The 26172-nt window shown below is 62.0% G+C and carries 20 protein-coding genes, 1 tRNA gene and 3 pseudogenes; 18 read left to right on the top strand and 6 right to left on the bottom strand.

The window, feature by feature from the left end; translation table 11 throughout:
* The first annotated feature begins 169 nt into the window (after nt 1-169).
* From AB0362_RS08215 to rplA, 5 genes are all read left to right on the top strand, one after another.
* A tRNA-Trp gene (locus tag AB0362_RS08215) sits at nt 170-242 on the top strand.
* A 30-nt stretch (nt 243-272) separates the two neighbouring features.
* Nucleotides 273-743, top strand: coding sequence for a preprotein translocase subunit SecE (secE, locus tag AB0362_RS08210; RefSeq protein ID WP_243608469.1), 471 nt, complete (start codon nt 273-275; stop codon nt 741-743).
* Between the two features lie 60 nt (nt 744-803).
* The gene (nusG, locus tag AB0362_RS08205; RefSeq protein ID WP_027498277.1) at nt 804-1628 is read left to right on the top strand and encodes a transcription termination/antitermination protein NusG; all 825 of its coding nucleotides are present in this window, start codon (nt 804-806) and stop codon (nt 1626-1628) included.
* 64 nt (nt 1629-1692) lie between these two features.
* Nucleotides 1693-2127, top strand: a complete 435-nt coding sequence (gene rplK, locus AB0362_RS08200; protein WP_008713829.1) for a 50S ribosomal protein L11 — start codon at nt 1693-1695, stop codon at nt 2125-2127.
* An 89-nt stretch (nt 2128-2216) separates the two neighbouring features.
* Complete coding sequence (gene rplA, locus AB0362_RS08195) at nt 2217-2936, top strand: 50S ribosomal protein L1 (protein ID WP_027498276.1); 720 nt, start codon at nt 2217-2219, stop codon at nt 2934-2936.
* Between the two features lie 70 nt (nt 2937-3006).
* Here the strand turns inward: rplA and AB0362_RS08190 are convergent, their stop codons facing one another.
* Together AB0362_RS08190 and AB0362_RS08185 are read right to left on the bottom strand one after the other, a co-directional pair.
* Nucleotides 3007-3918, bottom strand: a complete 912-nt coding sequence (locus AB0362_RS08190) for an alpha/beta fold hydrolase (RefSeq protein ID WP_057475224.1) — start codon at nt 3916-3918, stop codon at nt 3007-3009.
* Between the two features lie 10 nt (nt 3919-3928).
* The gene (locus AB0362_RS08185; protein ID WP_094665462.1) at nt 3929-5875 is read right to left on the bottom strand and encodes a CocE/NonD family hydrolase; all 1947 of its coding nucleotides are present in this window, start codon (nt 5873-5875) and stop codon (nt 3929-3931) included.
* 209 nt (nt 5876-6084) lie between these two features.
* On the opposite strand from AB0362_RS08185, the pseudogene AB0362_RS08180 reads away from it, so the two are divergent.
* Together AB0362_RS08180 and AB0362_RS08175 are read left to right on the top strand one after the other, a co-directional pair.
* Nucleotides 6085-7731: pseudogene (locus AB0362_RS08180) on the top strand (Mu transposase C-terminal domain-containing protein).
* Between the two features lie 73 nt (nt 7732-7804).
* Nucleotides 7805-8449: a hypothetical protein gene (locus AB0362_RS08175; RefSeq protein ID WP_068046090.1), complete on the top strand. Its 645-nt coding sequence runs from the start codon at nt 7805-7807 to the stop codon at nt 8447-8449.
* A gap of 133 nt (nt 8450-8582) precedes the next feature.
* Here the strand turns inward: AB0362_RS08175 and AB0362_RS08170 are convergent, their stop codons facing one another.
* Nucleotides 8583-9611 carry an AraC family transcriptional regulator gene (locus AB0362_RS08170; RefSeq protein WP_068046087.1) on the bottom strand — a complete coding sequence of 343 codons (1029 nt, stop codon included), beginning with the start codon at nt 9609-9611 and terminating at the stop codon, nt 8583-8585.
* A 199-nt stretch (nt 9612-9810) separates the two neighbouring features.
* Complete coding sequence (locus tag AB0362_RS08165) at nt 9811-10473, bottom strand: TetR family transcriptional regulator (RefSeq protein WP_045840684.1); 663 nt, start codon at nt 10471-10473, stop codon at nt 9811-9813.
* A 654-nt stretch (nt 10474-11127) separates the two neighbouring features.
* Here AB0362_RS08165 and AB0362_RS08160 point away from each other — a divergent pair.
* Nucleotides 11128-11532: a hypothetical protein gene (locus AB0362_RS08160; RefSeq protein ID WP_147458399.1), complete on the top strand. Its 405-nt coding sequence runs from the start codon at nt 11128-11130 to the stop codon at nt 11530-11532.
* Nucleotides 11533-11585: 53 nt separating this feature from the next.
* Here AB0362_RS08160 and AB0362_RS08155 read toward each other — a convergent pair whose 3' ends face one another.
* The gene (locus AB0362_RS08155; protein ID WP_317810236.1) at nt 11586-12839 is read right to left on the bottom strand and encodes a helix-turn-helix domain-containing protein; all 1254 of its coding nucleotides are present in this window, start codon (nt 12837-12839) and stop codon (nt 11586-11588) included.
* A 429-nt stretch (nt 12840-13268) separates the two neighbouring features.
* Here AB0362_RS08155 and AB0362_RS08150 point away from each other — a divergent pair, with 429 nt between their 5' ends.
* From AB0362_RS08150 to AB0362_RS08115, 8 genes and pseudogenes are all read left to right on the top strand, one after another.
* Nucleotides 13269-15020: a GMC family oxidoreductase gene (locus AB0362_RS08150; RefSeq protein WP_068046078.1), complete on the top strand. Its 1752-nt coding sequence runs from the start codon at nt 13269-13271 to the stop codon at nt 15018-15020.
* A 225-nt stretch (nt 15021-15245) separates the two neighbouring features.
* Nucleotides 15246-15566, top strand: coding sequence for a 2Fe-2S iron-sulfur cluster-binding protein (locus tag AB0362_RS08145; protein ID WP_068046075.1), 321 nt, complete (start codon nt 15246-15248; stop codon nt 15564-15566).
* 24 nt (nt 15567-15590) lie between these two features.
* A complete protein-coding gene (locus AB0362_RS08140) occupies nt 15591-16979 on the top strand; it encodes a cytochrome P450 (RefSeq protein WP_027498265.1) in 1389 nt (462 codons plus the stop codon).
* Entirely contained in the window at nt 16976-18184 is a 1209-nt protein-coding gene (locus AB0362_RS08135) for an FAD-dependent oxidoreductase (RefSeq protein WP_068046072.1), read from the top strand. Before AB0362_RS08140 ends, AB0362_RS08135 begins: the two co-directional genes overlap by 4 nt.
* A gap of 69 nt (nt 18185-18253) precedes the next feature.
* On the top strand, nt 18254-18994 hold the full coding sequence (locus AB0362_RS08130; RefSeq protein ID WP_054186661.1) for a transglutaminase family protein: 741 nt from the start codon (nt 18254-18256) through the stop codon (nt 18992-18994).
* Nucleotides 18995-19383: 389 nt separating this feature from the next.
* The gene (locus tag AB0362_RS08125) at nt 19384-20220 is read left to right on the top strand and encodes an SDR family oxidoreductase (RefSeq protein ID WP_068046070.1); all 837 of its coding nucleotides are present in this window, start codon (nt 19384-19386) and stop codon (nt 20218-20220) included.
* 46 nt (nt 20221-20266) lie between these two features.
* Nucleotides 20267-21331 carry a BtrH N-terminal domain-containing protein gene (locus AB0362_RS08120; RefSeq protein ID WP_027498261.1) on the top strand — a complete coding sequence of 355 codons (1065 nt, stop codon included), beginning with the start codon at nt 20267-20269 and terminating at the stop codon, nt 21329-21331.
* Nucleotides 21332-21770: 439 nt separating this feature from the next.
* Nucleotides 21771-22966: pseudogene (locus AB0362_RS08115) on the top strand (IS110 family transposase).
* A gap of 146 nt (nt 22967-23112) precedes the next feature.
* Here the strand turns inward: AB0362_RS08115 and AB0362_RS08110 are convergent.
* A pseudogene (locus AB0362_RS08110) lies at nt 23113-23289 on the bottom strand (integrase core domain-containing protein); the annotation flags it as partial.
* A 217-nt stretch (nt 23290-23506) separates the two neighbouring features.
* On the opposite strand from AB0362_RS08110, the gene istA reads away from it, so the two are divergent.
* Complete coding sequence (gene istA, locus AB0362_RS08105) at nt 23507-25039, top strand: IS21 family transposase (RefSeq protein WP_094665460.1); 1533 nt, start codon at nt 23507-23509, stop codon at nt 25037-25039.
* A complete protein-coding gene (gene istB / locus AB0362_RS08100) occupies nt 25036-25806 on the top strand; it encodes an IS21-like element helper ATPase IstB (protein WP_094665458.1) in 771 nt (256 codons plus the stop codon). Before istA ends, istB begins: the two co-directional genes overlap by 4 nt.
* Nucleotides 25807-26172: the final 366 nt, after the last annotated feature.

Here is a 26172-nt window from a genome sequence, read left to right as displayed (position 1 = left end):
CAGTTCGTGGCCGGGACGACGGGATTTATCTGTTCCGAAGAGTGTGCAGTACACTGAGATTTCTGGGGTAATCCGGCGCTCTGCGCTGCCCGCGTCCTCTTCCCGAGGTTACGTGGGTTCGTGCGTGTGAGTCGGATGGACACCAGAGCGGCTGAGAAGTTTCGGCCGAAGGGGCGTAGCTCAATTGGTAGAGCAACGGTCTCCAAAACCGTAGGTTGCAGGTTCAAGTCCTGTCGCCCCTGCCCAAGGTGTCAGCAACTGAGAGGAACGACGTGAGCGAGGAGCGCGGTAAGCGCGACGGTCGATCGGGGGAGTTCGAGGACTCTTCGGCCCCAGACGACGTCGTACCTGGCTCCGAGGGCCGTCTCTCCGATGCTGATACGTCTGCCGGTGGATCTTCTGCGGAGGCTGTCGTACCCACTGGTAAGCGATCGTCGAGCAGGTCACGCAGCACCGGTGCTGCCTCGGTGTCGATGACGAAGACTGCGAGCGCGTCCACGAAAGCCACGTCCGGCAAGGGACGTTCGGGCAAGGCCAAGGCAGACAAGCGGCCCAACGTTTTTCTGCGGCTGCTGCAGTTCTTCCGCGAGGTTGTTGCCGAACTGCGCAAGGTCATCTGGCCGAACAAGAAGCAGATGGTCACCTACACCACCGTCGTGCTCGTCTTCCTGACGTTCATGGTCGCGTACATCAGCGGTCTCGACGTGTTGTTCATCAAGGGCGTCGGCTGGCTGTTCGGCTGACCGAGACGGCCGACTTTTCGACGATCGAACCGAGCAGGAAACTAGAGAAAGGGTGCTGACGTGAGCACGCCGCACAACGACGCCACCGAAGTGGCCGCATTCGACGCCGATGTCGAGGCGACCAAGCAGGGCCTCGAAGCGGAGCAGGCCGCTCAGGACCGCGAGACCGACGAAGCAATCAAGGCCGACGTGGCCGCTGCCGCCGGGGACGACGTTGCCGCCGAAGGCGACGAGGCCGCTGACGCCGACGTCACGGCAGAGCCCGAGGATCCCGTCGCCGAGATGAAGGCGGCTCTGCGTCGCGCTCCCGGCGACTGGTACGTCATCCACTCGTACGCCGGATACGAGAACAAGGTCAAGGCCAACCTCGAGACCCGTGTGCAGAACCTCGACGTCGGCGACTACATCTTCCAGGTGGAAGTTCCCACCGAAGAGGTCACCGAGATCAAGAACGGCCAGCGCAAGCAGGTCAACCGCAAGGTTCTGCCCGGCTACATCCTGGTCCGCATGGAACTCAACGACGAGTCCTGGGGCGCGGTGCGCAACACCCCCGGCGTCACCGGATTCGTCGGTGCGACGTCGCGTCCGTCACCGTTGACCATCAACGAAGTCGTCAAGTTCCTCATGCCGCAGGAAGGTGCCAAGAAGGACGCGAAAGCGACCGCAGGCGCAAGCGACCAGAGCGGCGACACCACGTCGAAGCCGACCATCGAGGTCGACTTCGAGGTCGGCGAGTCGGTCACCGTCATGGACGGCCCGTTCGCGACTCTCCCCGCCAGCATCAGCGAGGTCAACGCAGAGCAGCAGAAGCTCAAGGTGTTGGTATCGATCTTCGGCCGTGAAACCCCGGTCGAGCTCGGCTTCACCCAGGTCTCCAAGATCTAGAAGCCGCGCGCACAGACTTGCAGTAGCAACCGCAAGAAACCCGAGCGAATACAAGGAAAAAGAAATGCCCCCGAAGAAGAAGAAGCTAGCCGGGATCATCAAGCTTCAGATCCAGGCCGGTGCCGCCAACCCGGCACCGCCCGTCGGCCCCGCATTGGGCCAGCACGGCGTCAACATCATGGAGTTCTGCAAGGCGTACAACGCCGCGACCGAGTCGCAGCGCGGCAACGTCGTACCGGTCGAGATCTCGGTCTACGAAGACCGCACGTTCGACTTCAAGCTCAAGACTCCTCCCGCTGCCAAGCTGCTGCTCAAGGCTGCAGGCGTGGCAAAGGGCTCCGGCGAGCCGCACAAGACCAAGGTCGCCAAGGTGACCATGGATCAGGTGCGCGAGATCGCCAAGACCAAGCAGGAAGACCTCAACGCCAACGACATCGATCAGGCCGCGAAGATCATCGCCGGCACTGCTCGCTCGATGGGCATCACGGTCGAAGGCTGATTACCAGCTCTCTGCAGTAACCGAAGTACACGTGGGAGAGCCGGCCAGGCTCGTCAACCACACTGAACTCGAACGAAGGACAGCAAGACATGGCAAAGCGCAGCAAGGCCTACCTCGAGCAGGCCGCAAAGATCGACCAGGACAATCTCTACTCTCCTCTCGAAGCCGCCAAGTTGGCCAAGGAGACCGCGTCGAGCAAGTTCGACCCCACCGTCGAGGTTGCAGTGCGACTCGGCGTCGATCCCCGCAAGGCGGATCAGATGGTGCGCGGCACCGTCAACCTTCCCCACGGCACCGGCAAGACCGCTCGGGTTATTGTTTTCGCCGCTGGTGAGAAGGCTGCAGAGGCCGAGGCAGCAGGAGCCGACGTCGTCGGAGCAGAAGATCTGATCGAGCGCATCCAGGGCGGTTTCCTGGACTTCGACGCCGCGATCGCCACCCCCGATCAGATGGCCAAGGTCGGCCGCATTGCCCGTGTCCTCGGACCGCGTGGCCTGATGCCGAACCCGAAGACGGGCACGGTCACCAACGATGTGACCAAGGCCGTCAACGACATCAAGGGCGGCAAGATCAACTTCCGCGTCGACAAGCAGGCCAACCTGCACTTCGTCATCGGTAAGGCCTCGTTCGACGAGACCAAGCTGGTGGAGAACTACGGCGCAGCGCTGGACGAGATCCTGCGTGCGAAGCCGTCGTCGGCCAAGGGTCGTTACGTCAAGAAGGTCACCGTCTCGACCACCACCGGACCCGGCGTCCAGGTCGATCCGAACCGCACGCGCAACCTCCTCGAGGACGACGCGAACGCGTAATTTCGTATCTGCGAACGAAGGCCGGTCTCCCCAGGGAGGCCGGCCTTCGTCGTAGGGTCTTGCCGAGGATCTAGGCCGCGTTCGCGCGAGCGAAGTTGGCCAGGACGATGCCGCTGATGCGGTCGAGCAACGCGGCGGGTAGGTCGTGGGCCATGCCGTCTATCAGCGTCAGCTCGGCACCGGGAACGGCGCGGGCGATGGCCTTGCCGCACGACGGTCGGACCAGTCTGTCGGCGGTCCCGTGAATGACGGTCGTCGGCGCGGTGATCTTCTTCGCGTACGGCCGCAGGCTGCCGGTGCCGGTGATCGCAGCCATCTGCCGCACGACGCCCGAGGGGTTGTAGTTCCGCTCGTACATCACCTGCGCGATCTCCAGTTGTTCCTCGAGCGGAGTGCGGAAGCCGGGAGAGCCGATGGTGGACAACGTCTTTGCCGAATGCGCGATGATTTCCTCTTTCGTGGCGTCCTTCCCGACGCCACCGAGCAGGGGCAGCAGGGCGCGTGGGTCCGGCGGAGGCAGGAACGGCTCGTTGGTGCTCGAGAAGAGAATGCCCACCGATTCGGTTCGTTCGGGGTAACTACCGGCGAAGACCTGAGTGATCATGCCTCCCATCGATGCACCGACGACGTGCACGGTATCGATGCCGAGGTGATCGAGTACTCCTACGGCGTCGGCGGCCATGTCGACGATCGTGTAGGGCACGTCGGAAGACATCCCGAGCTCGTGTCGGATCATTCGGAGGATCTGGGATCCCCGCACCTTTTGCCCGGTCATCTTCGTGGACAGTCCGATGTCGCGGTTGTCGATGCGGATCACTCGGTATCCCGCATCGACGAGGCGGGTACAGAAATCCATGGGCCACAACGTCAATTGCGCGGACAGGCCCATGATCAGCAGGACCGCAGGGTCATCGACCGAACCCATGTCCTCGTACGCGATCTCGACGGAGTTCGCCGGCGCGATGCCTTGTTCGATTCTCATGATGTCGTTCCTACCAGCCCGGCTCACCGAGTATGGGCACCACCAGGTAGCTCGGGCTTTCCGGGTCGATGCTGATGTCCTGTTTGCGTAGTCGAGTGCGCAGTAGGTCCGGCAAGATCGGGATGAACCGTGGTGTGTCGGTGGCGAATACGTCGACCCGGAGTCGGTGGCCAGTGGCGATGACGGCCTCGGTGGTGAGAATGTCGATATCGAGAACGATGGGTTCGCCGATGGGTACCGGAAGCAGCGCCGCTTCGGTGAGCGGGTGGTAGGGCCGGGTGTAGTCGCCGTTCGGCGCGAACAAGGAACGTTCGTCGTCCACGGCTCGACGCGAGGCCAGAAGAGCGCCGTTGCTGAGCACCGTCGAGGTCCCGTCGGGAGCGACGTCGCAGATCATGATGGCCCACAACGCTTCCCGTGCGTGGCAGACCACTCGAAGATGCAGATTCATCGGACCGGACAGAACGGCGTCCGACTCGGCCGGACCGGTGGTGAAGGTGACTGCGGCACCTTCGGCGAACCGGTTGTCGTAGGTGAATCCGCCCCCCAACACTGCCGTCACGCCGGCGAGTACCTGGGTGGTGTCACGCGAGACGACGGCCCGCAACGAGGGCCGCACCGTCAGGATGTCGCGGGACGTGGCCGGTTCGGTCGTGAGGCTGCCGTCGGCTACGGCGTGGGCTGCCGTTCCTGAGGGCGTCGCCGACAGGTACAGCCTGCGTGGTTGCGCCCGCGGAGCCGGAAAGCGGCCGTGCGCAGTCCAATTGCCGCCCTGTTGACGCAACGTGACGGGGCCGTAGTTCTCGATTCCGTTGTCGATGTCGCGTAGCCACTTGTCGAACCAGGCTCGCTCGAGCATATCGAGACGCGGTGGAAAGCCCGGTTCGCCGAACCCGATTCCGGGGTTGCCGTGGTACCCGTCACCGACGAGCAACTGCTTCGATCCGCGTTCGAGGGACAGCCGGTTGTAGATGTCGGGGGCGGAGCCGCCGAAGATGTCGTGCCAGCAGCCGTACAAGAATGTCGGCACCGCGATGTCCTCGATGGCGGCGTCGATGGTGTCGTAGTACTCGTCGTCGTAGATTCGTGAATCTCGTCCTGTGACAAAGCCTTTGGCCAGATCGAACAGGTTGGTGGCGGGGGACAGGGTGCGATCGCGGAGCCAGGTGAACGTGTCGATGCCGCCGATGGCCGGTGCCCACTTCAATGCGTTGACGGCGGTGAGCCACAGCGGGATGAACGCCGAGGTGGCCCCTCCGGTTGCGAAGATCTCGCGGACGATGTCCACCGAGCCCTCGACGGCGAAGATCGCGTCGAGCCCGGCGGGTTGCTTGGCTGCGGCCTGCAGCGCATTGATCGCCGAGTACGAGATGCCGGCCATTCCCACCCTGCCGTTGCACCAGTACTGGCGTCGGGCCCAGTCGATCACCTCGAGGGAATCGAGTTGTTCGCGGGTGCCCAGCACGTCCCAGGTGCCCGAGGAACTGCCGGTGCCGCGGACATCGACGATCATCTGAACGTACCCGCTGCGGACGAGGTGCCGGTTGACCGACAGCAGGTCCGCCGCCCCGCCTGCAACCACTCGGGTGATCTCGGTGATGCCGTCGAAACGGGTTCCGGTGAGGTCGAACGCGGACGAGAAGGCTCTGATCGCACGACCGAGAACAGGGGTCTCGAGGATCGTGTCGATGCTCTTGATCAGCAGCTTGTTGTACGGCGTCAGATTCAGGACGGTGGGAAAACTCCCCGTCACCGCCTTACCCGATGCGTCGGCGGGGCGGACGACGTACGCGCGCAGCGCTGTGCCGTCGCTCATCGGGATACGAACGTTCGCCGATACCGACACTCGCGGATACCGCGGTTCCTCGCGCACGATCGCCGCCCACGCCGCTGCCGCGTCGCCGCCGCTGGGGTCGCGTACGGGTTGCAGTAGGGGGTGGGGCTGCACGGCAGTCATGAACGTCGACTAGACCGTCGAACGACCCTGTTTGTCCCGAGGTGTCAACTTCAGAAGACGGCTGCACTCTTTGCAGGCGTTTCGAGGGTGAGTGCACGTGTCTTCTGACATTCTGATGTCAGAAGTGCGGTGCACGGTCGCACGTTCGGCTCTCGGTGACAGGGAGGCTTGTGGTGGACCCCGACAAGCTCGACGTCGTGGAGACCGGTGTGCTGACAGCGTCGGGGGAGCGGTGGTCCCAGGCCGAGGCCCGTTTCGCTGTCCTGGCTCCCTTGCTGGAGATGCATTCGGTGCGTTCGGAAGCGGTCGACGATGCCGCGCAACGGTTGGGATTGTCCAGGCGGCAGGTCTACACGTTGGTCGGCAGGCTCAGGAACGGGACGGGGACAGTCACCGATCTTCTGACGAAGGTCTCGTCGGGAGGGCGTGGCCGCAGCCGAGTAGCGGCTGAGGTCGAGGAAGTGATCGGCGATCATCTCACCCGCTATTTTCTTCACCGCCAGAAGCTGAGTGTCGCTGCGCTGCACCGACGTATAGCACTGGCGTGTCATCGCGCGGGTTTGCCGGTGCCGGCCAGAAATACCGTCACTGCGCGTATCGCCGCGCTCCCTCCGGCATCGGTGGCCAGGTCAGGCGGAGGACCCGATGCCGCCCGCCCACGTCAGTCCGCCGGCGACGTTCCACCGACGGTTTCGGGGATTCTCGATCAGGTCCAGATCGACCACACCGTCGTCGATCTGATGGTCGTTGACGAGTAAGAGCGGTAACCGATCGGCCGCCCCTACCTGACGATCGCCGTTGATGTCTTCAGCCGTTCCGTACTCGGGTTCGTCGTCACTCTGGAGCCGCCGTCGTCGATATCGGTCGGGTTGTGCCTGGGCCGCGTGTGCTGCGGGAAGCAGACGTGGCTGGAGGCATGCGAGCTGGCGGAGCAGGTGCAGTGGCCGATGGCGGGGAAGCCGAAGCAGTTGTATCTCGACAACGCCTCCGAGTTCAAAAGCGAAGCGCTGCGCCGCGGATGCGCCCAGCACGCCATCACCCTCGAGTACCGTCCTCCGGGCCGACCGCACTACGGCGGGATCGTCGAACGCATCATCGGAACGGCGATGACGGCGGTGCACGAGCTGCCTGGGACCACCTTCTCGAACCCAGCGGACCGAGGAAGTTACGACTCGGACAAGCACGCGGCGTTGACATTGCGTGAGTTGGAGCGTTGGCTGGTCCTGGCTATAGCCTCGTATCACGCGAGCGTTCACGCAGGGATCGGGAACACTCCGGCCGCCGTGTGGGCCGGTGGGGTCGCCGCAGTTGGTCATGCCCCTCGTGTGGTGCTCGGCGAAACCGCGTTCTTGGTGGACTTTCTTCCCGTCATCCGGCGACGTCTGACGCGGACGGGCTTCGTTCTCGATCACGTGCACTACTTCTCGAACGCGCTCAAACCGTGGGTTGCGCGGCGAGAGGATTTGGGGCGGTTCGTGATACGACGTGACCCACGCGATTTGAGCAGAATCTGGGTCCTCGAACCAGACGGTGCCGGCTATGTCGAGGTGCCGTACCGGACGATGTCACATCCCGCGGTGACACTGTGGGAGCACCGAGCTGCTATCGCCCGTCTCCGCGAACAAGGTCGGTCGAACGTCGATGAGAGCGCTCTGTTTTCGATGATCGAGCAGATGCGCGAGGTCACCGACCGCTCGCAGAAAGCCACCCGCAAAGCCCGGCGCAACCGTGCCCGCCGCATGCATCTCACCGGTGCCGCCGCGTGTGCACCGATCCCGGCGATCCACCCGCCGGTGGAGCCTCGAGCGGACGGCGGCACCGCCACGCCGGTCTTCAGCGACATCGAGGAATGGTGAGGCGATGACCGCATAGACAGGAAGTGGCGAAGAACCCGCCGAGTCGTCCATTGAGGATTTGGGGCACCTGCGGATGCCGTACACGCAGATCGCGGCCCTGCGGGCATGCGATGTCACCGCCGATGCGGGTCTCGACGCCTTTCGCGTCGAGACAGGCCGCGGCGTTCGTACCCTCACCTCCCTCGCGCTGGCGGGGACGGGCATTTCTCCGCGCACGGTGTTCCAGCGCTGGTGTGAGGTGCTCGGCCATCAGACCCGGTATGCGAGCACCCGAATGCTCGCCGACGCTCTCGATGCCGTGGACGGTACCGGGCTCGGCGGATACGACCGGTATTTCGATCCGGCCGATCGACAGCCGCTGTCGACTCCTATCGACCGGTGGGGCCACACCCCGTTGGCTGCGACCCCGCTGACCGCCCGTGCGGTAGCGGGCATCGTGCGAATGCACCTGGACGGACGGGCACCCACCCACCTGCAGCCCACTGCGCGGTCACAACATCCGGAGCAGATCGCGGCACCGGATCCAGTACCGCGGGTCCTACTCGACCCCGGCTACTACGAACGCGGAACGCTTGCGCGTAGACACGCCCACGGTCTTCTCGACGAAGTGGACTCCGTCCTCGCCGATGTCGAAACCCGCGCGGACAGCCTGTTGGAAGCTCTCGTCGACTTTCTCGAATCGGAGACCGCACGCGTGCCGGCCGACACCGTCGAGTGACAAGTGGTTGGTACTCGGGTTTGCACACACTCTTCTTCTCACGGCAGGGAGGCGGTGACGTCTCCGACATCTCCGAGATGAAGATCGACCAGGCCGCGAACGAACGAGGCATCGATCTGACCCCGTCTGTGGTCTACGTCGAATCCGGGTCGTCCGAGAGTCGTGGGTTTCGGAAATCTTTCGGAGAGCGCCCGGTCCAGCGTTTGAAGGCATGAGAGAAGTTGGCGAGGTCGCTGTATCCGAGTTCGGAAGCGATCTCGCTGACCGAAACCGAGCGATCGAGGAGCCGTAGCATCGCGCGTTCGTACAGCAGCGTGTGGCGGACCTTGCTGTAGGTGGTTCCTTCTTCGGCAAGCCGCCGTTTCAACGTGCTGCTCGACATCGACAATGCTTGTGCAACATCATGGTTGGTTCGCTGTCCGAGGTCCTTTTCCAACAGTTGCCTCACCTTCTCGGCGGATGACATGGACCCACTCCGCTGGGCGAGTGTCCGCTGCAGATCAGTGATAGCGAGTCGATATGCGAGAGGGTCCGAGAACCGACAAGCCTTGTTTAGTGTGTCCTCGGGTACGTGGACGAAGGAAATCGGAGCGTCGAAGAACCGGCGATTCGCCCCCGGACCTTTGTCGTGGCTCACCTCGGTCGGCTCCGGCCAGCTCAGATGGAGTGTCACCGGCGATATGTCACCGGCGAGCATGTCCAGCAGTCGTAATAACGCCGACCCGCCGTAGGTGATGACCAAGCAGTCCAGTGCGGAATCGCCTGTGTGCGCAGTGAGCCCGACGATCAGACCGTAGTCGCCAGTGTGGAACTGCGATTTCAACGCCGTGGAGATCAATGGCAGGTATGTCAGGAGATCGACGATCTCGGCGACCGAACCAGCGCTGATCAAAGGTGAACTCAGGGGCCCGAACGATGTCAACTGGGCCTGCTCGGCAAACGCAAGTCCGAGTCGAGTGGCGTGGGCGATATCGAGTTCGGGATAGACCTCCCGAAACCACCGTATCGGTGCCTGGACGTCATGCTGAATGAGCGTCGCTTCACTGGTTCCTTCGCGGTGCATGATTGCACGAAGGCGCGCGGCGGCGTCAGGGTCGAGTGCGCGGCGTTCGAGCAGTTGCACGAACGCAAGCGGTGGCACGCCCTCGTCGCTCAGCTTCACGGTGATTCCTTTGACCCGAATTCACAAGTTTATGACTCCACCGAACATAGCCGTCACCCACGTTTGCGACGACACTTTCGTCGATCACGCCAGGAACTGAGGTGGTGGCAAGCTGGACGGATTCTTGTCCGGAAGTTCGTTTGTCTTGAGAATGGGAATATTGCGTGACACCGACGCTAGCGGCGCTACACCGCTGTCGCTACGGTCGACCGAATCGAGTCGTCTTGCTCAACTCTGGATTGGCTTGAAAATCTTGGAACCCCTCGATGTACGGAGCGAGTAGGTCTGCGATATCGGTGGCGGTCTGGGCTGCGTCAGTCGGGGGCCGTGAGACATACGCCAAGGCCATCTGAACGATGGACGTGCTCAGGATATCGGCTTGGCGTTTCGGGGCTTGCACCCAGCATCGCTGAAATGTGGCAGAGAGGTGATCTGCGGCTCGCTCGACAAGCTGGGTGCTGTGAACAGTAATGAGCCGCAGGAGGTCTGCGGATGCGTCTTCTTCTCGTAGCGATCTGACCAATGGGTCACGTTCGGAGACGGCGAAAAACGCAGCCAAGCCTCGGCCGAGCGCCAATCTGATATCACCAACGCAAGTGTAGAGGCCATCGTCCACCACACTGACCAGCTGATCGGTCAGTCGTATCGCGTAGCTCTCCGCCACACCGCGCCGGGACCCGAACTCGTTATAGATGGTCTGTCGAGACAAACCGGCTTCCTTCGCGACCTCGGACATGGTCACGGACTTCCAGCTCTGCCGCAGCAGGAGAGCGCTCAATGCGTCTAACGCGGTCGCACGAAGGAGAGTGCTTGCCGCTGTCCGGTAGCCACCATCAGGGCGCGCAGTGTGGACGGAACTCATGAATAGAAGTCTAGGCGCGTTCGGACATTGGTGGTGGGAGATGATGTCGCTGTCGCCAGCGCGTCGATGCTGCCAGCGATGCGACCATTGGCGTTATCTGCGGGCGAACGAACCAGGCGCAGCGGTGAGCCGAACACCTACGAAGAACTCATCTGTTCTTTCGGTAGGTTTCCCGAGCGGCGTGCAGCGAACGCAGAGCATGCAATTCGGCACAACTGCCGGCGTGTGGCGTCAGAAAAGCTCTCCATTGCAGAGGTCGGCTACGCACACCCCTCGTCTGCGTAGCTCGACCTACATCTGGCTGATTTTCACGTCGCGAATATTTCGGCGTTCGATCCGACTCGCGCACCGTGGTAGGTCAACGGATTCCACGAGGGTGCCAACATGAACAGTAGGAGCGGTGTCAATGTGAAGAATGCAAAATCCAGCACGATACCTCGATTTCCACTGCAGCCATGGAGGCCTGAAGGGGCCGTCGTCGTGGTGTCGATCGTACTGGATCGGCACCGTTCTGTGATATGTCCAAGTTGGCCAAAGTCGCAAGGAGTCCTTGTTCTTTATGCACAAATCATCCTTCCCTCTTTGACACATGAGGAATAGCTATCGTACAACTAGGTCGTATCGAGTTCGCTCCCGTACTTAAAGGAATCAACCTTGAATCGAGCATTGGACCGTCTCGCAGTTCGTGGTCGGGTGCTGGTCACACCCTGCCAGGGGGAGCCCGAACTGTGGGACTACGAATCCGATCCACCCTACGAGACGGTTGCTCAGCGAGCTGCGCGTCATAAAACTGCAGCAGACTCTTGCATGAAATGTCATATACTGACCGACTGCGAGCAGTATCTTGCTACTGATCCTTCGCCAGTCGGAGTGTGGGCCGGTCGAATCTTGGAGACGTCCGAAGGATCTGTCGAATCAAATGCGGCGAACATTGCGACAGGTGAAGGAATCGAGGGCAAAGAAATGGATATGAATGACCGAATCAAGTCGCTTTCACCGAATGCGGCATTCGATATTCTGATAGCAACAATCGTGAATCAGCATGGCAATGGAGTCTGACGAACGTGACGCTGGAAACCTGGAAGGTTTGAGCCGGGTCGCAGCCACCCTGCTCAAACCGTCAACCGTGCGTCTGCTGAGCCGAGCGGTATGGGTAACTTGAGTACTGTGCTGGGTGTCCACCACGCGGCATCCAGCGCAATCCTGAGGTTCATGAGGATGCCGGCATCGTCCAGCTTGCAACCGCACTCTTTCGCTGCTTGTCGGATGCGGTATTTGACCGTGTTTCGATGGATCGTCATATCGTGAGCGGTCGCGGTAACGCTACAGTTGTTTGCTAGGTAGACTCGTAAGGTCTCGCGGAGCCTGCGGTTCCGCGCACTGTCCAGAAGCAAGCCTCCGAGTGAGTCTTCCGCTAGATCCCTTAGGATTTCCGGATCTTCGAGCAGAAGAGTGATGGCTGCAACTTCCTCGAAAGTTACCACCGGACTGATGTCGACCTTGCCGTCCGAAACTACGCGGGCCGCGCGCTCTGCCTGCCTGGCTGTCTTCCGAAAACCATTTTCACCACTCTGCACGGTTCCAATTGCTGCTCGAATTCGGCCGTACTTCTGAAGAACGTCTGTAACGCTTTCAAGGCAAATCCTTCCGGCGTGAATTATCGGAAACCAAACCAGGGATCGGGCATCGCCTTTACTGTTGACTTGCGGTCGACCGATCGTACCGAGTCTGACGCCAACGGTATCTACGAGCTGGTGCCAGGACTTTCTCGGGAATGGTTCCCGGTCATTCGTCCAAAACTCAATGGCAATATGGTTTCCTGTGAGATTGTAATATGAATCGATTTTGTATGCGCCCAAAGAATCTGTGCATGATGTCGACATTGCGCGTTCGAGTTCCGTGTTTACAGAACTATTTTCTTCACGTATCTTCGATTTCTCCGCTTCGTATTCTGAACATGCGTCCTGACGCACGCGGTCTATGAAGACGGCAGACCTGCTGACCAGATGCGCAAGTTGATTCGCGGCCAACGTGTGCGTAGCACGCGAGAGCGAGAACAGGACATGCTCAAGAAATCTCGATTGGCCCAGGTGATAAGCGCGCGCGAGCGCCGTCAGCGGGACATGCGTGTGTGCGAGAACGCGAGCATGGCACAGGGCGGCATGCGGAGCTCGCAAGTTGTCGTGCTCAGTCCTGTCGGCCAGGAAGTCGATAGCCGCATTGATGTTGGCTTTCACGCTGGTGTGTAGAAGTCCGGTTGCGTCTGCATTGCCGTTCATTTCATGGATTGATGCACTTATGAATGAAGAGATATTCTCCGTCAACTCTGCCTTTCTGTCCTCCATCTCGTCCACAAGTGTTTCCATCAAATGAGTCGATATCATTTTAGTGTCATACCTATCCTGGTAGTTCAATTCTGGAGCGGCGCGCCATTTCGGTGACGATCGCTGCGGATCTACCTTGTCGATCTCGGGGCTTGCCCCGCCGCCTGTGCACCTCGGCTTCTCGTCAGAGCCCTCCTTGCTGGCTTCTGACGCACCGGCTCCTTTCGGTTCGGCTCGCCGGTGACGGAAGCGTCAGCGGCTTGTGGTTAATGAGCTGCACCACTAGTATCTGTACACGCAGGCTGCATCTGTCAATTAATTGGACAAAAAGTCATCGTCTGTATAGTAGTGTGCCCGGGTAGGCAGGCGGTCGGCTTTGGTCTCACCGTCGAGGGGGCGCACTCTCGCGCTGGGTCCCGGCCCCTGGGGCGAGGAGCAGTTATCCGGTTTGAAGAACCAGAAGGAGACGCCATGGCGACGCCACCGAGCAGTTCAATCGATTACGACGTCTTGATCGTCGGTTCGGGCTTCGGCGGAAGTGTCACCGCGCTGCGGCTGGTGGAGAAGGGGTACCGCGTCGGGATCCTCGAGGCCGGGCAACGCTTCGAGGACAAGGACTTCGCGAAGAACAGCTGGGATCTCAAGCGTTTCCTGTGGGCACCGAAGCTGGGTCTGTACGGAATCCAGCGTGTGCACCTGCTGCGCGATTGCCTCATCCTCGCCGGTGCCGGAGTGGGCGGTGGATCCCTGAATTACGCCAATACTCTCTACAAGCCGCAGGCACCGTTCTTCGAGGACAAGCAGTGGGCGCACATCACCGACTGGAGCAGTGAGCTCTCTCCGTTCTACGACCAGGCCACCCGCATGCTGGGCGTGGTGCGCAACCCACACATGACCCCGGCCGACGAGGTCATGAAGTCGGTGGCCGAGGACATGGGCGTCGCCGACACCTTCATTCAGACGCCGGTGGGAGTGTTCTTCGGAGACGAGCCCGGCAAGACCGTCCCGGACCCGTACTTCGGCGGTGCAGGTCCCGAGCGCACCGGATGCATCGAATGCGGTGAGTGCATGACCGGTTGCCGCCACGGAGCCAAGAACACCCTGCTGAAGAACTACCTCGGCCTGGCCGAGCGCGCGGGAGCCGAGATCGTGCCGATGACGACCGTGACCGGTCTCGTTCCGCGATCCGACGGCACCTGGGACGTCGACACCGAGCGCACCGGCGCTCGGCTCCGCAAGGGCAAGAAGACGTACAGCGCAGCCAATGTCGTGTTGGCCGCGGGCACCTGGGGCACCCAGAATTTGCTGCACAAGATGAAAGACACGGGCGCGCTGCCCAAGCTGTCGGACACACTCGGCGAACTGACTCGCACCAACTCCGAGTCGATCGTCGGAGCGGCCAAGCTTGCGGTCGATCCGAACATGGACCTCACGCGCGGAGTGGCCATCACGTCCTCGTTCCACCCCAGCCCCAACACGCACATCGAACCGTGCCGCTACGGCAAGGGCTCGAACGCGATGGGAATGCTGCAGACCCTGATGACCGACGGCGGCGGAAAGATCCCGCGTTGGCTCAAGTTCGTGTTCGCGTTGATCGCACACCCGGTTCAGTTCGTTCGCGTCGTCAATGTCCGGCACTGGAGCGAGCGCACCATCATCGCGCTGGTGATGCAGAACCTCGACAACTCGATCACCACATTCACCAAGCGTGGGCCGTTCGGCCGCAAGATTTCCAGCAGGCAGGGCCACGGCGAGCCGAATCCGACGTGGATCCCCGAGGGCAACGACGCCACCCGGCGCATCGCCAAGAAGATCGGCGGCGTCGCTGGAGGCACCTGGGGAGAGCTGTTCAACATCCCGCTCACCGCGCACTTCCTCGGGGGGTGCGCCATTGCCTCGGATTCGGCGCACGGCGTCATCGATCCGTACCACCGCGTCCACGGATACCCGACGCTGAGCGTGGTGGACGGGGCGGCTGTGTCGGCGAACCTCGGGGTCAATCCGTCGCTGACCATCAGCGCGCAGGCCGAGCGGTCCGCCGCATTGTGGCCGAACAAGGGCGAGCTCGATCTTCGTCCGGCACAGGGGCTTCCGTATCAGCGGCTCGATCCCATCGCCCCCAACTCGCCCGTTGTTCCGGTGGACGCTCCGGGTGGGCTGAGATTGCCTATCGTCGAGATCCGAAATGGCCATCTGGTCGCCGGTGAGACGGCTTCGCGGTGAAAGAAGTACTTGGTGAGCGCGCATTTCGAAACAGGAGCCCAGCCGCTCGATGCCTTCGTGCGGAGCGCAGAGTTGTCGCACTCCACATCTGGAGTGGACTCAGGTCGGATCTCTGGGGCGAACCGTCTGACCCGAATTCACAAGTTTTTGACTCTACGGAACATGGCCGCCATTCACGTTTGCGGCGACACTGTTATCAATCGCGAAGAAAATTGAGGAGTTGACATGGCAGTTGTAACTTTCGTCGCCCACGATGGTGGGAAGCACGAGGCGGGCTTGGTCGAAGGTCGATCGTTGATGCAGATTGCAACCGACAATGCTGTGCCGGGGATCGATGGAGACTGTGGGGGCGAAACGGCCTGTGGCACCTGCCATGTGATCGTCGACCCGCAGTGGTCAGGAGAGGTGGGTCTGTCCGGTGCCAACGAGGAGGAGATGCTGGCTATGAACCCCGAGCGTGAACCCACGTCTCGGTTGTCGTGCCAGATGGTGGCCTCAAAAGCGTGGGATGGCCTGATCGTTCGAACACCTGAATTCCAATTGTGATGTGTGAAAGGCAGGCACGACAGCATGAAAGTTTCTGAGTCGATCACCGACAAGGTCCAGTCGACCATCCCTATAGGGCTGCAGATCCAGGGCGCTCATCTGTACGACAAGACCCGACGGTGGGTGACTGGCACGAATGGCAAGAAGATCTTCGTCGAAAGTCCCATCCCACCGGTCGAGGATGTCGAGCTCGCCGACATCGACCTCAGTAACCCCTTTCTCTACAGACAAGGGCGGTGGCAGTCGTACTTCGAGCGCGTGCGGAACGAGGCACCGGTTCATTACCAACCCAACAGTCCGTTCGGCCCGTTCTGGTCGGTCACGCGCCATGCCGATATCGTGGCCGTCGACAAGAACCACGCTGTGTTCTCGGCCGAACCGTTCATCGTCATCGGCGTCCCGCCCCGGTTTCTCGATATCGAGATGTTCATCGCGATGGACCCGCCACGCCACGACAAGCAGCGCGCTGCCGTCCAGGGGGTTGTCGCACCGAAGAACCTCCGGGAGATGGAGGGACTGATCCGATCGCGGGTACGGGAGGTATTGGACGACCTCCCCTTGAACGAGCCGTTCGACTGGGTGCAGAATGTCTCGATCGAGTTGACAGCTCGGATGCTCGCAACTCTTCTGGATTTCCCCTACGAACAACGCCGCAAACTCGTCTACTGGTCCGATTTGGCAACCTCGATGGAGCAAGCCAACGGTGGGCCCTCGGACAACGACGAGGTGTTCGAGGGCATGCGTGACATGGCCCGTGGCCTCAGCGCTCTCTGGCATGACAAAGCAGCCAGGAGGTCTGCAGGGGAAGAGTCCGGTTTCGATCTGATCACCATGTTGCAGAGCAACGAGGACACCAAGGATCTGATCGATCGTCCGATGGAATTTCTGGGCAACCTCGTCCTGCTGATCGTCGGTGGGAACGACACGACGCGTAACTCGATGAGCGGTGGCGTTCTTGCGTTGAACCAATTCCCCGACCAGTTCGAGAAATTGAAGGCCAATCCCGATTTGATCCCCAACATGAACTCGGAAATCATCCGATGGCAAACACCCTTGGCGTACATGCGCCGAATTGCCAAAGCCGACACCGTTCTGAACGGACAATTCATCCGCAAGGGTGACAAATTGGTGATGTGGTATGCCTCGGGTAACCGCGACGAACGCGTTTTCGAGAATCCTGATGATTTCATCATCGATCGTGCCAATGCGCGCAATCACATCGCGTTCGGATTCGGTGTACACCGGTGTATGGGCAATCGGCTGGCCGAAATGCAGCTGCGGATTCTGTGGGAGGAGTTGCTTCCCCGCTTCGAGAACATCGAGGTCGTCGGCGACCCCGAGTATGTTCAGTCGAATTTCGTGCGGGGCATCAGCAAGATGATGGTGCGCCTGACGCCTACTTCCAGCGCATGACATCGCAACGGGCGATCATCGTCGGCGCAAGCCATGCTGGGGCACAACTGGCAGCTAGTTTGCGCCAAGAAGGTTGGACAGGCGAGATCGTCCTCATCGGTAACGAGTCTGCCACTCCCTATCAACGCCCCCCGCTGTCGAAGGCATACCTGGCGGGCAAATGCGTACTCGACGATATCGCCATTCGCAGCACGGACTTCTACTCCAAGCAAGGTATTCAGCTCCTGAACGCGCAGGTGGAGGCCATCGTTCGGTCGGAAGGCAACGTCGTTCTCGACACCGGGGAGAAGCTGGCTTACGACAAGCTCGCGCTGTGCACGGGAGCCCGCCCTCGTCGGCTCACCGTTCCCGGGGCCGATCTCCACGGGGTCTACTACCTACGTACCGCAGCGGACGTCGAGAGGATCCGTATGGCCACCGGCCCTGGCCGGCGGGTGGTGATCGTCGGAGGCGGCTACATCGGACTCGAGACAGCGGCATCGCTGCGCGCACTGGGCGTGCAGGTCACAGTTCTCGAGGCAACTGGGCGTGTGCTCGAGCGGGTCACTGCTCCCGAGGTTTCGACGTTCTTCGAGCGGATACATCGCGAGCAGGGAGTCGACATCAGAACGAACGCGATGGTCGAAGGCCTGTCCGGTGACCGTGAGGTTCGTGAAGTCAGTTTGGCCAGCGGGGAATCGATCCTCGCAGATCTGGTCATCGTCGGTGTCGGCGTCGAGCCGAACACCGACCTCGCCGCCGACGCGGGTCTTGTCATCGACAACGGCATCGTGATCGACGATCACACTCGGACCAACGACCCCGACATCATGGCGGCGGGGGACTGCGCGAGCCACGACATGGCCCGTTACGGCCGTCGACTACGGTTGGAGTCCGTCTCGAGCGCAGGAGAGCAGGCCAAAGTCGCTGCCTCGACCGCCTGCGGGAAGTCCAGAAAAATCGAAGCGTTGCCGTGGTTCTGGTCAGATCAGTATCACTTCAAGCTGCAGATCGCCGGCCTCAACACTGGATACGACGAAGTGGTTCTCAGTGGTGATCCCACCCGTGACAGTGATTTCAGTTGCTTCTATCTCCAGGCCGGTGAGCTCATTGCCGCCGACTGCATAGGTCGCCCGCGCGAGTTCATGTACAGCAAACGGGTGATCGCCCAGCGACTCTCCGTCCAACGCGAAGACCTGATGCTCGGCGGACTCGCGCGCAACTGACCGATCCTTCGGTCGTTGTGCACACAACAGCAACCGGTTTGCTCAGAGAAGGGAACATCGGCGATGACCATGACAGACCGCCCGCCCGGGGCACATACGACGCAGCCACCGCACGCGTATCTGGGAGCAACGGACTTCCTCGACATCGAGCACGAATCCGTGCGGGCGTTCACCGCCGCGGCAATCGGGGATGCGAGCAGCGACCGTGACAAGGCCAGACGCCTCTTCGCCGCCGTCCGCGACCGGATCTGGTACGACCCGTACACCGTGTCGGACGATCCTGCCCACTATCGAGCGAGCTTCGTCCTCGAGACCGGGCGCGCTTACTGCGTCCCGAAGGCGGTGCTGTTGACCGCAGTGTGCCGGGCGGCGGGTATCCCGGCACTGCTCGGTTTCGCCGACGTCCGAAATCACCTGCAGACCGAGACGTTGCGCGCGCTGATGGGCGGCACCGATCTGTTCGTCTACCACGGCTACAGTCGCCTCTACATCGAGGGCCGGTGGTTGAAGGCCACGCCGGCATTCAATGTCGAGTTGTGCGCTCGTTTCGGCGTGCCGCCAGTGGAATTCGACGGCGATCGCGATGCTCTCATGCATGCCTTCACCGCAGACGGAGCTCAGCACATGGAGTATGTCCGCGAGCGAGGAGTCTTCGATGACCTACCCTTGAACGCGATCTTGACGGTGCTTCGGCACGCCTACGGCCCCACGATCTTCACGGGCGCTCACCCACTCGATGATGTTTTCACCGGCCGCACCCGGCCGGGCGAAACTCCCGGGGATCGAAACTCGCCGCGGGAGTCTCGATGAACACAAGCGGTGAGAACATACGCGCCGAACCCCGTATCGCGGCCGACTGCCGATCGGTCGGAGCTCTCTCCGCGAACAATCGCGATCGTGAACACTCGGACCGCCTCGGACACCTTCGAATCGGGTGAGCCGACACCTGCTGGCAGAGCTGTGCCACATGACTGTCTCGTCGGCGCGGCCGTGTTGAGGCCGGGCACCGGAAGTTGCACCGAACAGACGAGACCCGTTCTGCCGCTGGGGTTGCGGCCGATGAACGACCGATCCGAACGCCTCCCCGGGCACGAGACGCCGCGCGATACCCATATCCCTCTCCTGTGTGCGCAGCCGCTACCGCGAGAGCGGCCCGAACGGCGTCTACCGATGTCTCTTATCTATGCAAGGAGCGCAGCATGATGAACAACGCACCTCACACCCCCGCCAGGACCGTGGCGATCACAGGTGGAGCTCGCGGCATCGGCTATCAGACAGCGAAGGAGTTGATTCGACGAGGCCACCGGGTCGCCATCGGCGACATCGACGAGGCACGTGCGAAGGAGGCCGCCGCCGAACTCGGGGTGAAGGTCGTCACCCGACTCGACGTCACCGAACCTGACTCGTTCACAACGTTTCTGGACCTGGTCGAACGTGAACTCGGACCCCTCGACATCCTGATCAACAACGCGGGCATCATGCCTACCGGCCACGCCCACGAAGAGGACGATGCAGTAACCCGGCGGCAAGTCGAGATCAATGTCCTGGGGGTCATCTTCGGGACCAAACTGGCTCTTCAGCGCATGCTGCCGCGCCGCACCGGACACATCATCAACACTGCGTCATTGGCCGGCGAGCTCGCGGTACCTGGTTTGGCGACCTACTGCGCTACCAAGTTCGCAGTCATCGGATTCACAGAGGCCGCACGACTGGAGTACCGCAAGTCAGGGGTTCGACTGTCCACAGTCCGCCCGACGTTCACCAACACCGAACTCGTCGCCGGAACCGCCGGCGCAAAGGGATTACGCAACGCCGAGCCGGAGGAGATCGCCCGCGCGACAGCAGATCTGATCGAGAATCCACGCCCCTTCGTCCGCGTCACCCGTCTCGCCGGCGCAATGGTCGCGGCGGTGAAATTCGTCCCCCGGCGTCTGGCGACCGGACTGGGTGCGGCCCTGAACACAGATTCGGTGTTCCTCGCGGACGTCGACATGGCTGCTCGCCGAACGTATCTCGACAGAATCCGGAACAGCTGAGCGTGCCGACACGCGCGCTCGACCATCCACCCGAAAGGCAGCCACAGTGACCCACACGACTCTGATCGAGAACTATCCCCACCGGATGGGAGGGCACTGCGGGTCAGGTGCAATGCGAGACCTTCTCCAGTGGCATGGTCTGGGATGGGACGGACCACCCGACGAGGGGTTGGTGTTCGCACTGGGTGGTGATCTGGGTTTGTCCTACCTGCGATCGGACGACCTGGTCCCACCGATGTACCTGGTCGGCCGCGGTGCCGACTTCGAGATCGACTTACCGCGCAGGCTCGGCGGACAAGTCGAGGTTCTCACGACCGACGATCCCGCTGAGGGATGGTCATGGGTTCGCGACGACATCGATGCGGGACGACCCAGTCTGGTCTGGGCCGATATCGCTGAGCTGCCCTACCTACGGGTGAAACTGCAGATGAGTCGTCACGACATCGTGGTGATCGGCTACGACGAGATCGGGGGGACTGCCTCGGTCGTCGACAACGATCGGGCCGATGTGCAGGAGATCCCGCTCGACGCGCTCGCTCGGGCGCGATCTTCCACCTCGTTCCCGCAACCGACACGTCACTGCACGTACCGAATCACATGGCCGCAGACACTGCCGCCCGTGTCTACTGCCGCGGCCGCGGCCTTTGCCCGATCCGCCGCCAGCATGCGCGCCCCATCGACACCGGGAATAGCCGACCACGTACCAGCGGCCGGTGCCGAAGGATTGGCCGCGGTCGACCAGCTGGCAACCGACGTCAAGAGCTGGGTCGACCTTCCGCCCGATGACCTCGAGACGTTGCTGTTCAGTCTCGGTATCTTCATCGAAAAGGCCGGAACCGGAGGCGGGCTCTTTCGTCGGCTTCTCGCCGACGGCTGTACCGAGATTGCACGTCTGACCGGGGATCCCGCTACCGCAGACCTCGCGGTGGCCGCCGATCACTGCGCCCAGGCCTGGACCGAAACTGCCCGCGCCGGAACACAACGCGGTCTCGATGTGCGAACACGCGCAGCTGCGGTGGCCGTGTCGGCTGCCGAACTGCCTGCACTCGAGCTGATCCTGGTGGAGTCCCTGGAGTCTGCTTCACGCTCGCTGTCCGCCATCACGAGATGATGCCCATCGTCGTTCGACGGCGCGCGGTAGACGGTGCATCGCACTGTGCTGCAGCCTCTCGTGCCGGATCGCCGCAGGCGTGCGGAGGCACCGAACGACCGAAGAGTTGCCGGACGGAACAGTCGAACGCCTCTCGGTGGACGCTGCATCGATGCCGTGTCGTTGCTCGGCAACAGACCCTGATCTCTGCCCCGCGCCGACAACAATTCAGCCGCCGACGGAAGCCTTCGATGTTCGCGGTCACCGTTTTCGGCTCGACGGCCGCGTCGTGTGCGCTATCGGGCCAGGCCCGTTATCTTCTAGCTGATACTTGAAACCGAGGGCTACGGTAGCCAGACCCGGTATGACTTCTCGCCCCTGTCATCGATGATCCGGGGGGGGGTGGGGGGCTGTCGCCGGGTGTTGACGTCGGATCGGTGACCGGACGAAGGACTGCTTCATGGCCACGAGCTACGCCGTGTTTTGCGGCATCGACGTGGGAAAATCCGAACATCACGCCGTCGGTCTCGCCGTCGACGGAACCCGTCTGTACGGCAAAGCCCTACCCAATGACGAGGCCCGCCTGCGCACAGTGTTCGACCGCCTCGCCACGCGCGGGCCGCTGTTGATCGTCGTCGATCAGCCTAATACGATCGGCGACGCCCTGCCGGTCACCGTCTCCCGATCCTGCGAGCACCAGTTCGCGTCCCTACCGGGTCTGTCGATGCGCCGCATCGCAGATCTGTATCCAGGGCAAGCCAAAACTGATGCGCGGGCCTGCGTTCACATCGCCGACACGGCCCGGACCATGCCCCACACGCTGCGACGAGTCGATACCGGTGATGACACACTCGCCGAGCTCGGTGTGCTGATCGGTTTCGATGACGATCTCGCCGGTGAAGCAACCCGCGTCAGCAACCGAATCCGCGGACTGCTGACCGGCATTCACCCCGCGCTCGAACGAGTCCTCGGACCGCGTGTGACACACCCGGCAGTGCTCGAGATCCTGTCCCGCTGCGGTAGCCCCGGCGGCATCCGCGCTGCTGGTAAGCGGAAACTGACCGCTTCGCCGCCAAAAACGCGCTCAGGATGGGGGCAAGACTGGTTGCGGAGATCTACGCCGCACTCGAGGCTCAGACGGTAGTAGTGCCCGGGTCTGCGGCTGCCGAGACTGTTCTACCCAAACTGGCGGACTCGCTCAAAGAGACACTGCAGCAACGCAACACAGTTGGCTCGGACGTCGAGAGGATGCTCGGTGCCCACCCTCTTTCCTCGCTCCTGATCTCGATGCCAGGCGTCGGAGTCAGGACTGCCGCACGCATCCTTCTCGAAGTCGGTGACGGATCGGCATTCAAATCAGCAGGACACCTGGCCGCCTACGCCGGCATCGCACCCGTGACCCACCGATCCGGCACCTCGATCCGAGGTGAGCATTTAGCGTGATCAGGAAACCGCAAACTCAAACGCGCGTTGTTCCTTTCGGCCTTCGCCGCGCTGCACGACCCCACCAGTCGCGCCTACTACGACCGCAAGCGAGCCGAAGGCAGGAAACACAACGCCGCGCTCATCTGCCTCGCTCGACGCCGATGCGACGTCCTGTACGCCATGCTCAAGAACAAGACCCTGTACCAACCGCCCGCAGCTCACGCAGCTTGACAGAAACCATAGGGACACGTTATTGAGGCGTGAGGTTCACCCCAACGGTACCAACGGCAGCGGTTGTACCCGCGTTCGCCGACGATCACGGTCGGATGCCGTGCGTGGGGTTGATCTGCCGCGAGGATTTCCGACACTGGAGATGACTATTCTGAAGCCGCGTTTGCGGACTGCCCGTAACTGTAGTGGACAGCGTTCGGGGTTCGGTACCCGAGCGCCGAATGGCGGTGTTGTGAACTGTAGAAGCCGTCGATGTATCTGACGATGTCTTGTCGTGCTTTGCTTTTGGTGGAGTAGATCGTTCGGTAGACGCATTCGTTCTTTGTCGGCGGCCATGAAAAACTGACCACAGGCGGCCATGAATATGCCCACTGACGGCCGATAAGAACTGACCACTCGCGGCCACGAATGTGACCGCCTGTGGCCACGAATCTGCCCAGACCACACCCATCCTCTCGGCGCGTCAGCGCCGAGGAGGCCTCTCCTGCGGTTTCGATACCGATGCCTAGTCCGTATCGAATCCACCGCAGGAGAGACCACGTGAAGTCTGACGGAGAACTGATGGACATACTCAATGCATACGACCTGACCGGATCATTGCGGGCCGCCGCAGACTTGTGCGGCTGCTCCCACAACACCGTGAAAAAGGCCGTCGAAGACCGAGACGCCGGCCTGCCACCGGCCACCCACCGAACCAAAATCACCGACGACTGGCTCGAATACCTCGAAGAGTGGGTCTCCAAATCCAAGGGCAAGATCCGCGGCGACAAAGCCCACGAGAAACTTCTCGCACTCGGCTACACCGGTGCCGACCGCACCACTCGACGCGCCCTCGCCGAAATCAAAACCCAATGGAGACTGGGCAATACGAGAGTGCACCGGCCATGGATCACCGAACCAGGACTGTGGCTGCAGTACGACTTCGGAGACGGCCCGGTCGTCGACGGCCGCAAGATCGTGCTCCTCGTCGCCTGGCTGGCCTGGTGCCGCTACCGCATCGTGGTCCCACTACGCGACCGCACCGCAGCGAGCGTCTTCGCTGGCCTGGACCGGGTCTTCCGCATCATCGGCGGCGCACCGACCTACCTGCTCACCGACAACGAAAAGACCGTTACCGCCGGCCACGTCGCCGGCGTCCCGATCCGCAATCGCACCGCGGTCACCTTCGGTCGGTACTACGGAATCACCGTGCTGACCTGCCAACCGGCGGACCCTGCATCGAAAGGCGGAGTGGAGAACGCTGTCAAACTCGCCAAAGCCGACATCGTGCCCACCGAGACGAACCTGCTCGAGCAGTACGCCACCTTCGCCGACGTCGAAATCGCGTGCACGGCGTTCATGACCGAGATCAACGCCCGAGTACATCGGGCCACCCGCCGCGTCCCGAACGAGATGCTCGCCGAGGAACGACCCGAGTTGCACGGTATCCCCGACATGCCGCACACCGCAGTCCTCGGAGTCGCTCGCCGAGTCCCCGACAACACACCGATGGTCACCTTTGATCACTGCCAATACTCGACACCAGCAACACTATTGGGTCAGAGCGTGTGGGTCAGACTGCACGACGGGACAGATGAGGTCGTCATCTGCGCTCTCGATGACGGTGGCCCGATCGAAGTGGCCCGGCACGCCCGCACCACACCCGGCAGCCCCGCCATCGACGACGCCCACTTCCCCGGACATCACCCGAGGATCCCCGGCGACTACAGCGTCCGCGCGCGAACAGTATCCGAACAGCAATTCCTCGCGATCGGGGAAGGTGCCGCGACATGGCTCAAGGAAGCCGCCGCGGTCGGCACCGAACGGATATACCTGAAAATGTCGCACGCGGTCGATCTCGCGCGACTCGGAGTTCGGGGCGATGTCGATTGGGCACTCGGGCACGCAGCGGTGCACGGCCGCTTCGCCACCGGCGACCTCGACTCGATCCTCGCATCGAAGGGAATGGACCTCACCCGCCGCGGCGCATCCGAATCCACCTCCCTCACGCAAGGCACATCAGGATGGAACTTGTTGGGCAGCAACGCTATCGAACACAAAACCGCCGACGAGACGAACGAAGGTCAGCGATGAACACCGTCACAGCGGAACTCCCCACCGACCTCGAAACGCTGCTGCGGCAACTCCGCCTGCCGCATGCCAGGTCCATCGCCGCCGAAGTCCTCGCCACCGCACGAGCACAACGCTGGGACCCCGCCGAGGTCGTCAAAGCGCTTCTCTCAGAGGAATCCGCCGGCCGGGCACGATCGATGCTGACCGCCCGCCGCAAAGCAGCGGGATTCCCCACCGGGAAGACCTTCGAGGTCTGGGACGAGAACGCATCATCGATCCCGCTTCCCACCCAGCATGCCCTGCAGACCCTCGAATGGGTGCATCGCCGCGAGAATCTGGTGGTCTGCGGGCCGGCCGGGACAGGCAAGACATTCTTCCTCGAAGCGTTGGGACAGAACGTGATCCAAGCGGGGATGCCGGTCGCGTGGTTCACCCTCGAGCAGATCGGGGTCCTCGTACGCGCGCACCGATCCGACGACTCACTCGGCAAAGCGATCGCGAAGATCGTGCGCGCCGAACTCGTCGTGATCGACGATGTCGGGCTGTTGCCCGTCGGGACCGATGCCGCCGAAGGGCTGTACCGAATCGTCGAAGCAGCCTACGAACGCAAGTCCGTCGCGATCTCCTCGAACCTTCACCCGAGCGGGTTCGACGAACTGATGCCCAAGACCCTCGCCACTGCAACGGTCGATCGGCTGCTGCACCACGCGCACCTATGCCAAACCAGCGGCGATTCGGTCCGCCTCGCCCAAGCCCTGCACGGTCAGGGGGTCAAACCCTTGACCTGACATGATGCTCGACCGGTGGCGGACAAACCCGACATGGGCAGATTCGTGTCCGCCACCGGTCAGTTCTTGTTGGCCACCCATGGGCAGTTCTCGTGACCGCCTGTGGTCACTTCCCGATGTCCATTGACAGTTTTTGAAATCAGCGAAGAAACTTTCGGCCATACTGTTGCCCCACAACACCCCGCGAAGACCGCATCCGCGGAGAGCTCACGAGAGCCCGGTAAGCCCGGTAAGCCCGCGAGGTACATACGGCAAGTTCGGAGTGGAAGATGATAGTGCCCCATGGGGTGGTGTAATTCGGATCGGTGAACCATCCGGTTCATGATCAACGAGTTGTGTTGTATGTTAGGCGCTTTCGAGCTGAGG

This window comes from Rhodococcus sp. NPDC079359 (assembly GCF_040702585.1).
Taxonomy (GTDB): Bacteria; Actinomycetota; Actinomycetes; order Mycobacteriales; family Mycobacteriaceae; genus Rhodococcoides.
Note: the sequence above shows the minus strand (reverse complement) of the source record. Positions and strands in the feature narration are given on the sequence as shown.

Bases quoted from the DNA above. Each gene is read 5' to 3' on its own strand.
- rplK (WP_008713829.1), top strand. From the start codon at position 1,693: ATGCCCCCGAAGAAGAAGAAGCTAGCCGGGATCATCAAGCTTCAGATC.
- rplA (WP_027498276.1), top strand. From the start codon at position 2,217: ATGGCAAAGCGCAGCAAGGCCTACCTCGAGCAGGCCGCAAAGATCGAC.
- AB0362_RS08190 (WP_057475224.1), bottom strand. From the start codon at position 3,918: ATGAGAATCGAACAAGGCATCGCGCCGGCGAACTCCGTCGAGATCGCG.
- AB0362_RS08185 (WP_094665462.1), bottom strand. From the start codon at position 5,875: ATGACTGCCGTGCAGCCCCACCCCCTACTGCAACCCGTACGCGACCCC.
- AB0362_RS08175 (WP_068046090.1), top strand. From the start codon at position 7,805: ATGCCGTACACGCAGATCGCGGCCCTGCGGGCATGCGATGTCACCGCC.
- AB0362_RS08165 (WP_045840684.1), bottom strand. From the start codon at position 10,473: ATGAGTTCCGTCCACACTGCGCGCCCTGATGGTGGCTACCGGACAGCG.
- AB0362_RS08155 (WP_317810236.1), bottom strand. From the start codon at position 12,839: ATGGAAACACTTGTGGACGAGATGGAGGACAGAAAGGCAGAGTTGACG.
- AB0362_RS08150 (WP_068046078.1), top strand. From the start codon at position 13,269: ATGGCGACGCCACCGAGCAGTTCAATCGATTACGACGTCTTGATCGTC.
- AB0362_RS08145 (WP_068046075.1), top strand. From the start codon at position 15,246: ATGGCAGTTGTAACTTTCGTCGCCCACGATGGTGGGAAGCACGAGGCG.
- AB0362_RS08140 (WP_027498265.1), top strand. From the start codon at position 15,591: ATGAAAGTTTCTGAGTCGATCACCGACAAGGTCCAGTCGACCATCCCT.
- AB0362_RS08135 (WP_068046072.1), top strand. From the start codon at position 16,976: ATGACATCGCAACGGGCGATCATCGTCGGCGCAAGCCATGCTGGGGCA.
- AB0362_RS08130 (WP_054186661.1), top strand. From the start codon at position 18,254: ATGACAGACCGCCCGCCCGGGGCACATACGACGCAGCCACCGCACGCG.
- AB0362_RS08125 (WP_068046070.1), top strand. From the start codon at position 19,384: ATGATGAACAACGCACCTCACACCCCCGCCAGGACCGTGGCGATCACA.
- istB (WP_094665458.1), top strand. From the start codon at position 25,036: ATGAACACCGTCACAGCGGAACTCCCCACCGACCTCGAAACGCTGCTG.